Source organism: Pseudomonas reidholzensis, assembly GCF_900536025.1.
GTDB classification, from domain to species: domain Bacteria; phylum Pseudomonadota; class Gammaproteobacteria; order Pseudomonadales; family Pseudomonadaceae; genus Aquipseudomonas; species Aquipseudomonas reidholzensis.
In genome coordinates this window covers 1-11,559 of sequence record NZ_UNOZ01000040.1, presented here as the reverse complement: position 1 = coordinate 11,559, position 11,559 = coordinate 1, and the positions used below count along the sequence as shown (strand labels likewise).

At 62.7% G+C, this 11,559-nt stretch carries 8 protein-coding genes; 1 reads left to right on the top strand and 7 read right to left on the bottom strand.

Going from position 1 to position 11,559, the window contains the following annotated elements; genetic code table 11:
- Window positions 1–156: 156 nt before the first annotated feature.
- Entirely contained in the window at window positions 157–969 is an 813-nt protein-coding gene (locus tag CCOS865_RS27500; RefSeq protein ID WP_119146873.1) for a tetratricopeptide repeat protein, read from the bottom strand.
- Between the two features lie 206 nt (window positions 970–1,175).
- Between CCOS865_RS27500 and CCOS865_RS27495 the strand changes: the two genes are divergently transcribed.
- Window positions 1,176–1,733, top strand: a complete 558-nt coding sequence (locus CCOS865_RS27495; protein ID WP_119146871.1) for a WCX domain-containing protein — start codon at window positions 1,176–1,178, stop codon at window positions 1,731–1,733.
- Between the two features lie 109 nt (window positions 1,734–1,842).
- Here CCOS865_RS27495 and CCOS865_RS27485 read toward each other — a convergent pair whose 3' ends face one another.
- The 6 genes from CCOS865_RS27485 to CCOS865_RS27460 all read right to left on the bottom strand — a co-directional run bounded on the left by CCOS865_RS27485 (window position 1,843) and on the right by CCOS865_RS27460 (window position 11,471).
- Window positions 1,843–2,706, bottom strand: a complete 864-nt coding sequence (locus CCOS865_RS27485) for an ABC transporter permease (protein ID WP_119146868.1) — start codon at window positions 2,704–2,706, stop codon at window positions 1,843–1,845.
- Between the two features lie 12 nt (window positions 2,707–2,718).
- On the bottom strand, window positions 2,719–3,582 hold the full coding sequence (locus tag CCOS865_RS27480; protein ID WP_119146866.1) for an ABC transporter ATP-binding protein: 864 nt from the start codon (window positions 3,580–3,582) through the stop codon (window positions 2,719–2,721).
- 6 nt (window positions 3,583–3,588) lie between these two features.
- The gene (locus tag CCOS865_RS27475) at window positions 3,589–4,611 is read right to left on the bottom strand and encodes an ABC transporter substrate-binding protein (RefSeq protein ID WP_119146864.1); all 1,023 of its coding nucleotides are present in this window, start codon (window positions 4,609–4,611) and stop codon (window positions 3,589–3,591) included.
- Window positions 4,612–4,629: 18 nt separating this feature from the next.
- Window positions 4,630–5,529, bottom strand: a complete 900-nt coding sequence (locus tag CCOS865_RS27470) for a TauD/TfdA dioxygenase family protein (protein ID WP_119146862.1) — start codon at window positions 5,527–5,529, stop codon at window positions 4,630–4,632.
- Between the two features lie 197 nt (window positions 5,530–5,726).
- A complete protein-coding gene (locus tag CCOS865_RS27465; RefSeq protein WP_119147021.1) occupies window positions 5,727–6,068 on the bottom strand; it encodes a tryptophan synthase subunit beta in 342 nt (113 codons plus the stop codon).
- 249 nt (window positions 6,069–6,317) lie between these two features.
- Window positions 6,318–11,471 carry an immunoglobulin-like domain-containing protein gene (locus tag CCOS865_RS27460; protein WP_119146860.1) on the bottom strand — a complete coding sequence of 1,718 codons (5,154 nt, stop codon included), beginning with the start codon at window positions 11,469–11,471 and terminating at the stop codon, window positions 6,318–6,320.
- Between the last annotated feature and the right edge of the window lie 88 nt (window positions 11,472–11,559).

The following is an 11,559-nucleotide window of genomic DNA, read 5'->3' as shown; positions in this document are numbered from 1 at the left end:
CCCCTGCCGTCAACCGCAGGTGATGAACTGGCCGGATGAAATGTTGTTCATGAGGGCAGTGATCAACCCCGCTTGGGTGCGTGGCGAGGGCTGCGCCCTCGATCGCGATACAAGGCCGCTCTCACAGGGTTTGGCAGCGCCGCGACCCAGGGATTCTCAAGGCTGGATCTGATCTTCCAGCTTCAGGGTCAAGGCCAGGGTGCTGCCCATCAGGATCGCCTGGTCGCGCCAATCCCGGTAGCGGCCCGCATCCTCCCGGCTGAAATGCACCGCCAGCTCTTCCGCCGCCTGCATCACGCCCGCCGCCGCCGCCAGCTCCAGCCAGTACAGGCCGGCCTTGGTGTCGGTCTGCACATACAGCCCGTGCAAGAACCGGTAGCCGACCTCGAAACGGCAACGGGCCTCTCCGCGCTTGGCGCCACGCATGAACCAGCGCAAGGCCTCGATCAGGTCGACCTGCCAGTCCTGGTCGCCATCGCACACCTCCTCTTCATACAGGTCACCCAAGGCTGCCGCCGCGTGCAGCATGCCGCGCTCGAAGGCCTGCCGGTAGCACTCGGCTGCCTGCACGTAGGAGATCTCGACGCCCTTGCCGAAGTAGTGCTGCTGGCCAAGGTTGAACCAGGCCGCGGCACTGCCCTGCAGCGCCGCCATGCGCAGCAGGTGGCCGGCCAGCGAGGTGTCGGCCAGCCAGTACTTGCCGTTCAGCCAGATCCAGCCGAGGTCGTTGAGTGCGGCGACGTTGCCCTCCAGGGCCCGGTCGCGCAGGTCGCTGTACACCGCTTGCAGGTCGACCGCTTCATCCAGCCGGCTGACCAGGCCAAAGCGCTCCCCCAGCGGCGCGCGCTGGCTGGGCAGGCCGACACCGGCAAACAGGCGCTGGCGACGCCGCGCAGGCGTCGGCGCCGGGACGATGCGCTCGGGTAAAAGCCGCGCGAGCAGCGAATGGATATTGCTGGCAGCAGACATGTTCATCCTCGTTGAACGACACACAAGCCCCACCGCGGCCGTGCTGAGGCGTGATTCTGCGCGACGCTACGACGAAACCTGTCGCGAACGATCCGATTCAAGGCAACCATTTGCATCTTCCTTGATCTGAGCGAGTTGTGGCTAATTGCCATCCCTCGCTTGTACCGCCATCCTGTTGCGGCAAGCCTAGACAAGGACGTTACATTTTGCCGTTCGCCACCACCCGCGCCACCCTCAGCCGTCAATGGGCGTTGTTGCGCCAGTTGCCCAGCCGCTCCCCTGGCGTTACCAGTGCCGAACTGGTGTGGCGCCTGCGCGACGTTGGCTTCAGCGTCAGCAAACGGACCGTCGAACGCGACCTCAACGAGCTGTCGCTGATCTTTCCGCTGGAGCGCAATGACAAGAGCATCCCCTTTGGCTGGCACTGGTCGGCGACAGCGGTGGGTGAGCTGAGGGGCAACTTCGATCTGCAGGGGTACCTGCGCAACGGTGCGCTGCAGCCCGTGCAGGGTGAAGGCATGGAACTGCAGGCGTGGGTCACCGATGGCCTGGCGCGGCAGTTGCGTGAAGCGCCGTTGACGGCGGACATGCAATTGACCGCGCTGGAGCAGGGGCACCGGATGCGGGCGATGGTCAGCGATGGCTGGCCGCTGCGCTGGTGGCTGTTGAGCCAGGGGAATGGGTTGGTGGTGGAGCAGCCACAGGCGCTGCGCGAGGAGATCGGGCGGACCTTGAGCAGCGCTGCTGCCCAGTACCAGGATTAAGCTGCGCGTCGCCCTTTTCGCGGGTAAACCCGCTCCCACAGGATCTGCAGCGCTGCAGATCCTGTGGGAGCGGGTTTACCCGCGAAGAAGCTGACACAACAGTTCCTGGCTAGCGCTGCATCCCCCAGCGGCGCACGGTCACCCGCTCCAGGGTATTGAACACCAGCCCTTCGACCAGCAACCCGATCAGGATCACCACCGCCAACCCGGCAAACACCTTGTCGGTGTACAGCTCGTTGCGGTTCTGGAAGATGTACCAGCCCAATCCGCCCTTGCCGCTGCTCGCCCCAAACACCAGCTCAGCCGCGATCAGTGTGCGCCAGGCAAACGCCCAGCCGATCTTCAACCCCGACAGGATCGACGGCAGCGCCGCCGGCACCAGGATATGCAGCACCAACCGCAAGCCCCGCAGACCATAGTTGCGCCCGGCCATGCGCAAGGTCTCGGAGACACCGAGAAAACCCGCATAGGTGTTCAGCGCCAAGGCCCACAGCACCGAGTGCACCAGCACGAAGATCAGGCTGTTGTCGCCCAGGCCGAACCACAGCAGCGCCAAGGGCAGCAGGGCAATGGCCGGCAGCGGGTTGAACATCGAGGTCAGGGTACCGAGCAGGTCACGCCCGAACTGGGTCGACACCGCCAGGCTGGTCAGGGCAAATGCCAACACGATGCCCAGCAGGTAACCCTTGAGCAGCACCACCAGCGACACGCCGACCTTGGCCGGCAGCTCGCCGCTGAACATCCCCTCCCAGAACGCCCTCGCCGTCTGCAGGAAGCCCGGCAGCAGCAAGTCGTTGTCGGTAAAGCGCGCGGCGGCCTCCCAGAGCACGGCCAGTACCAGCAGGATCAGCGTCTTGCGCAGCCAACCCTGCTGCCAGAGCCGCTGAGCCAGCGGCAGTTGGCGTTCCAGAGGCACACTGAGCAGCGGCTCCAGCTGCACCTCGTATTCCTGTCGTACAGGTGTAGTGGTCATGGCTGAAGCTCCTCAGTAGGCGATGCGGATGTCGTTGAAACCCAGATCAGCCGCTTGCTCCGGCTCATCGGCCTCATCGAACAGCAGCCGGTGGATACGCCGGGCACTGGCCTGGAAGTCACTGGCGCCGAGGCTGCCCAGGTCGTACTGATGGCTGTGCACCTCGGCGCGGACTCGGCCCGGATGCGGCGACAGCAGCAGGATGCGATTGCCGACCACCAACGCCTCTTCGATCGAGTGGGTGACGAACAACAGGGTGAAGCGCACCTCCTCCCACAGCTGCAGCAACTCTTCCTGCATCTTGCGTCGGGTCAGGGCGTCGAGCGCGGCGAACGGCTCGTCCATCAAGAGGATCTTCGGCTGGGTGGCCAGCGCCCGGGCAATCGCCACGCGCGCCTTCATGCCACCCGAGAGGGTATGCGGATAGGCATCGGCAAACGCCGCCAGGCCGACCTTGTCCAGGTAATGCAGGGCGCGCTCCTCGGCTTCGGCGCGCTTGAGCTGGCCCGACACCAGCAGCGGGAACATGACGTTCTGCTTGACCGTCTTCCACGGTGGCAGCTGGTCGAACTCCTGGAACACCACGATACGGTCGGGGCCGGGGCCCTTGACCGGCTGGCCCTGGAGGCGGATCTGCCCTTCGCTCGGTTCGATGAACCCGGCCACGGCCTTGAGCAAGGTCGATTTGCCGCAACCGGACGGGCCAAGCAATACAAAACGGTCAGCACGGTCCACTTCGAAGCTGACCTGGTGGGTGGCGCGCACCACGCGTTGCGCGGTGCGGTATTCGAGGCTGACGTTATCCACAGCAAGCAGCGGTGGCGTGGCGACACGGCTCAGGTTGCTGGCCGTGTGGCCTGGCAATGGGGCGGTCATCGGCGATCAGCTCCCCTGCAGTGGACGTTCGGCGTCCTGGAAGAAGTAGTCCTGCCACGACGCGGGCTTGTTCTTGATCGCGCCGACGCGGTAGAGGAACTCGGCCAGCGGGTAGGTGTTCTTCGGCGTGACGGTGAATTCGTACTGCGGGTTGTCGATCAGGCGGATCAACGCGTCGCGGTCGATCTTGGCCTTGGTCACGCGAATGTAAGTGTCCGCGGCTGCGGCCTTGTCTTTCTGGGCGAAGTCCGCCGCCTCGGCCAAGGCCTCGACAAACGCCTTGTAGGTCTTGGGGTTGTCGTTGCGGAACTTCTCGGTGGCGAACAGCAGGGTCGGCGAGTTGGGGCCGAGCAGGTCATAGCTGTTGAGCACGATGTGGACGTTCTTGTTGGCCAGCACCTGGTCCTGGAACGGCGGGTTGGAGAAGTGCCCATTGAGCTCGGTACCGCCCGCCAGCAAAGCGGCGGTGGCATCAGGATGGGGGATGGCCAGGGTGTACTTGTCGAGGCGGTTGTATTCCTTGTCGCCCCACTGCTTGGCGGCGGCGTACTGGAGGAAGCGCGACTGCACCGAGACCCCCACGGCCGGCACCGCGATGCGGTCTTTTTCCGACAGGTCGGCGATGGTCTTCACAGTGGGGTTGCTGCTGACCAGGTAGTACGGGAAGTTGCCCAGCGAGGCCACGGCCTTGACGTTCTGCCGGCCCTTGGTGCGGTCCCAGACGGTGAGCAGCGGGCCGACGCCGGCGCCGGCGATGTCCACCGAGCCCGACAGCAACGCGTCGTTGATCGCCGCGCCACCGGACAGCTGCGCCCAGTCGACCTTGATGTCGATGCCCTCTTCCTTGCCGTGTTTTTCGATCAGTTGCTGGTCACGGACCACGTTGAGCAGCAGGTAGACGATACCAAACTGCTCGGCGATGCGGATCTTGCCTTCGGCCTGGGCCGCAGTGGGTGCCGCCAGGGTGCCGACGACCAGGGTCGCGCCCAGGCCGATGCTGGCCGCCAGGCGGCTGATGGATTTGCGCATGGTGTGTTTCCTCAGTCGTCAGAACGGGGCATCGCCCTGGATGGTGGTGCGGAACAGTTTGCGGCGCAGGTGCGCGGGGCAGCCGGCGGCCAGGTGGATCAGCGAGCGGTTGTCCCAGAACACCATGTCGTGGGGCTGCCACGGGTGGCGGTAGATGTTCGCCTCGAGCACGCTCAGGGCATACAGCTGTTGCAACACATCACGGCTTTCGTCGTCGGGCAGGCCAACGATGCGGGTGGTGAAGCCTTCGCTGACGAACAGCGCCTTGCGGCCGTTTTCCGGGTGGGTGCGCACCACCGGGTGGATCACTTCCTGGACCTGCGCGAGCTGCTCGGCGGTCAAGGTCGGGCGCCAGTTGCCTTCGAACTTGGTCTCGGCATAGCGCGCGGTGTAGGAGTGCGCGGCCGCGCGGCCTTCGACTATTGTGCGCAGCGCATCGGGCACCGCGTCCCAGGCTTTGTGCATGTCGGCGAACAGGGTGTCGCCGCCTTCGCTGGGCAGCTCCTGGGCGTGCAGCATCGAGCCGAGGCTGGGGAGCTCTTTGTAGGAGAGGTCGGAATGCCAGAACTTGCCGGCATCGCCCAGGCCTACGTTGCGCCCGTCTTCGACGATGTTGGAGACGATGAGGATTTCTGGATGGCCCTGCAGCAGGAACTGTTTGAGCACATGGATCTGCAGCTCGCCGAAGCGGCGGCTGAAGGCAATCTGGTGTTCAGGGCGGATGCGCTGGTCACGGAACACCAGCACGTGGTGGTCGAGGTGGGCGCGATGGATTCGCTTGAAGTCTTCGCGGTTGACCGCTTGGGTCAGGTCCAGGCCGATGATCTCGGCGCCGACGGCACCGCTGAACGGACGGATTTCGAAGGATTGCGGCTGTGCGCTGTCGATGGCCGACAAGGCGTTAGAGGCGGCTGGCATTTCTCACTCCCACGTAGTGCGCGGTCTTCAGGGCGCGCATCGATCAGAAACGCACGGGGGACTCCCGTGTGGATTCAAGTCGTGCGGCGCGCCGATTGGTCGGCAGGTACGCAGTGGGTGAACTATAAATTCATAAGAAACAGAATTTAAATACCATTAAAGCATATACATATGAACAGGTGGGTGACCGGCCTGGGTCAGATAAGGCCGCCTTCGGCGTCTTCTTCGATCAGGTTGCTCAGGCCACCCAGCGCTTTCCGCGCGCTAGACCGGTTGAGCAGCTTGGCCCGGGCACCTTCGGGCAGGTCGGTGATGCTCAGGACGCCCTTGGTGGTGAGTACGTCGATCAGGTCTTCGAGTACCCGGATCATGTCCAGGTCGCTCTGTTTGAGCTGGTTGAGGCTGTTGCCGACGACGTCATCGGCGAACCATTCGAGGATCTCGGCATGGCTGGCTTCGAGTGTTTCGGTGTGCCCTTGATACGGGGCGGCTTCTACCCGCGACAGACGGCCGTCGGCGTCGCGCTGGACGTAGTAAATGGCGTTGTGCCTGGTCACGATGAATCCTTGTCGTCAGATAGCGGTAGGCCCAGCGCGCGAGTATGCGCTGTCGGCGGGCGGTGGAAAAGGCTCGGAACGGGAGTTGTCGGCAAGGCTGCTGTGCAGCCCATCGCGGGCAAGCCCGCTCCTACAAGGATCGCGCCATTCTGAAGCTCGGCGCGAACCCTGTAGGAGCGGGCTTGCCCGCGATGGGCCGCAAAGCGGCCCCACTCTTTCAAAAGCCCCTGATCAGCTGTTGTTGCTGTCGACCTTGATCAAAGGATCGGCACCGCTGATCAGCGAGTTGATGGTGCTGCTCGACCAGTTGTTGCCCTGCAAGGTGATGGTGGTGTCGACGTGGTTGGCACCGTCGTTGACGTTGAGCTTGCCATCGCTGCTGACCTGCAGAACGGTTTCACCCTGGACGGTGATCATCTTCAGGTAGTTGTCGATGGTGCTGCCCTTCTCGCCCTGGAGCAGGTCGCTCAGGTCGAGGCGGTCGCCCTCGGCTGCCTTGAAGTCGGTGATCACGTCGTTGCCGGTGTGACCTGCCTTCCAGAGGAAGGTGTCCGCGCCACTGCCGCCGGTGAGGGTGTCATTGCCCTTGCCGCCGGTCAGGTAGTCGTTACCCGCACCGCCGAAGATGATGTCGTTGCCATCGGTACCCAGCAGGTTGTCGTTGCCGGAGGTCCACACGGGTGCCAGGCCGGTAGCCCCTGGGCCGGCGCCCTGAAGGGTGACGTACAGGTGCGCGGTGTCGGTGTCGCCATCGGCTTGGGTCAGCTTGTACTCGAACTGGTCCACATGGCCGATGTTGTCCTTGCTGGCCACTGGGGTGTAGGTGTACGAGCCGTCCTTGTTGATCACCAGGCTGCCGTACTCGCCATTGACGGTAGTGCCAGCGCTCGATGCATCGACCCAGACGCCGTTGACCTTGACCGACAGGGTCGAGGTTTCGCCACTGGTGCCCAAGGTGTCGTTGTCCAGTACCGAACCGACGACCGCAGCGGCAGTCCAGACGATGCTCGAGGTGCCAGGTACGGTGACCTTGAAGTCGTCGAAGGTGACCGAGGCGTTAGAGTTGGTCCAGGTGTTGTCATTGACGTCCAGCAGAATCCGGTACTGGGTATTGGCATCCAGCGCATTGGTGGTGATCGTCGACGAGCCCGAGCCGATCATACCGCTTTGCGCAATAGTCCAGTTGTTGCCGCCATCGGTGCTCTTGTACAGCGTCCAGCTCGCAGTATCGGTTCCGGAGTCGTACCAGGGGGTCGATGCGAACGACGTCACCGCCGTGAACGACAGGACTTCACCCGCTGCGCCGCCCGTCTTGTAGACAGGGGTCAACGCTTGGCCATCACCGTAAGAGCTGCCGTTGGTGTCGGTCAGCGTCAGTTTGTTGCTGCTGTTGCGTTGCGCATCCTGGTTGTTGCTGTTACCCGCCAGCGAGCTGGACTGCCAGCTGGAGAGGTTATCCTTCAGGACGCTGTTGCTGCTCAAGTCCGCCCAGTCGCGGTCTACCGAAGAGAACTTCCACGGGTTGCTCTCATTGCTGGTGAAGGTCGCCAACGTGCTGGTGGTGGCGGCCGTAGTCACAGTCTGCGAGCTGATCGTAGCGGTGTGGTCGTCATTTTTCGCAACCGGATCACCGCGGTCAGTCACAGTCAACGTCAGGGTCGACGACGCCGTGGTGCCGTTGGCGTCCTTGACGGTGAACTTGACCACCGTCGACAGCGAATCGGCCGTGTCGAAGTTGTCTTTGCCGGAGAAGGTGTAGCTACCGTCGCCTTTGATCACCAGCTTGCCGACATTGCCCAGGTCGATGGTCTTGCTGTCGGAGGCACTGGTGAGGTTGTAGGTAACGCCGTTGTACTCGACCGCGGTCAGTTTCCAGCCATTGGCCGCCCAGCCGGCGGTGCCAGCACTGGCGTTGCTGGTGACGTCACCGGACGTGGCGCTGCCGCCCACGCTACCGACCAGTGCCTGAGTCAAGGCGCTGACGTTGGTGCCGACTACCAGGACGTGGTTGTCGTTTACACCCTGGGTGATGGAGCCGACCGTCTCACCTGGCTTCCAGGCGATAGGCTCGAGGTAGTTCTTGTCGGTGTTGCTGAGCCCGCCAAAACCTACCGCGTAGGAATCATCGAAGCCTTTGTTGTTAAGGAAGTTGATCCAGGTGCTTTCGTTGGCCGATGCGTCGTTAGGTACGCCGTCGGACATGAACACACTGACCAGCTTGCTGCCACCTGCAGGCGGCGCCGTGTAGTTGTTGATCACCGAGTTGAGCGCGGAGGCGTAGTTGGTGTTGCCGCTAGCCGCGAGTTTATCGATGGCCGCATAAGCGTCGGTCAGGTTGGTGAACCAGCCGCCGTCTTTGCCCGAGTTGGCGAAGGTGGCACTGCTGGCGAACGAAACGATGAACACCGAATGCACGGTGCCGGAATCGAACAGGTTCTTCACCGCTTCCTTGAGCATCTGCAGGCGCGACGTGTACGGGCCGCTGCCATCCGGATCGCTGCCCTGCTGGCCGTTGCCGGCCGGCCCCATGCTGCCGGACCGGTCGAGCACCAACACCACGTCGGCGCCGCCAGCGGTGCCGCTTTCGACGATCGTGGCGCTGTCGTTGCCAGTGAAGGTCGGGCCCTTGTCGTTGTCGACGATGGAGCCGGTCGCGGTTTTCTGGCTGCCGATGTCCACCTTCTCGAAGACGTTGCTGCTGTCGTTCACCTTGTTGATGGTGGCGATCAGCGTCTCGGTGCTCTCGATCTTGATGTCGTCGAAGGTCTGGACCTGGAACGTCGTGTTGCTGCTGTTGCCGGAGATGGTGACGCTGGTCGGCAGGTTACCGGTGACGTCAGTCGCGTCGGCGGTGCCGCTCCAGGTCAGGTCCACGGTCACCGACTTGCCAGCCGGAACGCTGACAGCGTTGCCGGACTTGTCCACCAGTTCGACCTTGTAGGTCAGCGTGCCGCCTTCGGTGACCGAGCTGTCGCCCACGATGCTGATCTTGGCGTAGACGGTGTCGATGGTGTCAGCGATGTTGGCAGTGGCCGTTGCGCCGGTGAGGTTGACGTTCTCGTAGTTGCCGCCGGTGACACTCACGACCGTGGCCGTCAGGTTGCTGGCGTCACGGTAGACATCTTCGGCGTTGGTGTTCGGCACGGCCAGGGTGTATTTGCCGGTCGCGTCCACGGTCACGTTGTAGATCGTACCGCCCACGTCCACCTTGAGGATGGTCGTGCTGCCGGGAGCCGGTGGGTTGCTCAGCTGGAAGTGGAAGAAGACGCTGGCGTCACCTTCCTTGGCCGCATCCGCGGTGACCTGTACGAAGGTGTCGTTGATGGTATCGACGATATTGGCGGTGTCCTGGGCACCCGTGACATCGGTTGCTTCGAAGTTGCCGCCGTTGATCGACACGACTTTCGCAGTGACCTGACTGCTGTCCTTGTAGAAGTCTTCAGTGTTGGTGTTGTTGATCGCCAAGGTAGCCGAACCGTCAGCGAGCACAGGAACGATGTAGAGACTCTCGCCGACCTTCACGGTCAGGGTGGCCGGGTAGCCTTCCTGAGGGACGGTGCTCAGCTGGAAGCTGAAGTTAACCTTGGCATCCGCTTCGGTCCCCGAATGAGCGGTCACGGCTACGGTGGTCGCGTTCAAGGTGTCACGGACTTCAACGGTGCCGGACGATGGGCTGATCTTCTCGTAGCTGCCACCGGTACCGCCCTGCACGGACAGGGTCAGGGTCTGAGGATCCAGATACCCGTCTTCGGTATTCGGGTTCGCCACGGTCAGCGAGGCGTGGCCCTTGTCGTCCAGAGTGATCTGGTGTTGCTGGCCGTTGAAGGTGTAGGTCAGCACGACAGGCGCACTGCCCGCCTTCGGTGCGACGCTCATCTGGAAGTTGAAGGTGATGTCCTGGCCTTCGTTGACTGGGTTAGCAGTCACGATCGCGGTGACCGGTGTCTCCGTGTCATTGACCTGAACGGTGCCAGCCGAGGTACCGATCTTCTCGTAACCGCCGCCAGTGCCGCCCTGAACTTGGAGCGTCAGGGTGCCAGCGTCGACATAGACGTCTTCACCGTTCGGGTTGGCAACAGTCAGCGAGCCGTGGCCGGTAGCGTCCAGGGTGATCTGATGTTGCTGGCCATTGAAGGTGTAGGTCAGCACAACAGGATCGCTGCCTGCCTTCGGCGCGGAGCTCATGGCGAAGTTGAAGGTGATGTCTTGGCCTTCGTTGACTGGGTTAGCAGTCACGATCGCGGTTACTGGGGTCTCGGTATCCGAGACGACCACGGTGCCATTCGACGTACCGATCTTCTCGAAACCGCCGCCAGTGCCGCTGTCTACGGTCAGGGTCAGGCTGCCAGCGTCGACGTAAACGTCTTCACCGTTCGGGTTCGCTACGGTCAGCGAGCCGTGGCCGGTAGCGTCCAGGGTGATCTGGTGCTGCTGGCCGTTGAAGGTGTAGGTCAGCACAACAGGATCGCTGCCTGCCTTCGGCGCGGAGCTCATGGCGAAGTTGAAGGTGATGTCCTGGCCTTCGTTGACTGGGCTAGCAGTCACGATCGCGGTGACCGGCGTTTCGGTATCCGAGACGACTACGGTGCCATTCGACGTACCGATCTTCTCGAAACCACCGCCAGTGCCGCTTTCTACGGTCAGGGTCAGGCTGCCAGCGTCGACGTAAACGTCTTCACCGTTCGGGTTGGCAACGGTCAGCGAGCCGTGGCCGGTAGCGTCCAGGGTGATCTGATGTTGCTGGCCATTGAAGGTGTAGGTCAGCACCACAGGATCGCTGCCTGCCTTCGGCGCGGAGCTCATGGCGAAGTTGAAGGTGATGTCCTGGCCTTCGTTGACTGGGTTAGCAGTCACGATCGCGGTGACTGGAGTCTCGGTGTCATTGACCTGGACGGTGCCAGCCGAGGTACCGATCTTCTCGAAACCACCGCCGGTGCCGCTGTCTACGGTCAGCGTCAGGCTGCCAGCGTCGACGTAAACGTCTTCACCGTTCGGGTTCGCTACGGTCAGCGAGCCATGGCCCTTGTCGTCCAGGGTGATCTGATGTTGCTGGCCATTGAAGGTATAGGTCAGCACAACCGGATCGCTGCCTGCCTTCGGCGCGGCGCTCATGGCGAAGTTGAAGGTGATGTCCTGACCTTCGTTGACTGGGCTAGCAGTCACGATCGCGGTGACCGGTGTTTCGGTATCCGATACGACTACGGTGCCAGCCGAGGTACCGATCTTCTCAAAACCGCCACCAGTGCCGCTGTCTACGGTCAGGGTCAGAGTGCCGCCATCGACGTACACATCTTCGCCGTTAGGGTTAGCTACGTTCAGCGAGCCGTGGCCTTCGTCGTCCAGGGTGATATGATGCTGCGGGCCGTTGAATGTGTAGGTCAGCACAACAGGATCGCTACCCGCTTTCGGCGAGGAGATAATCTGGAAGTTGAAGGTGATGTAATGGAATTAGTTGAAAGGGTTAGCAGTCACG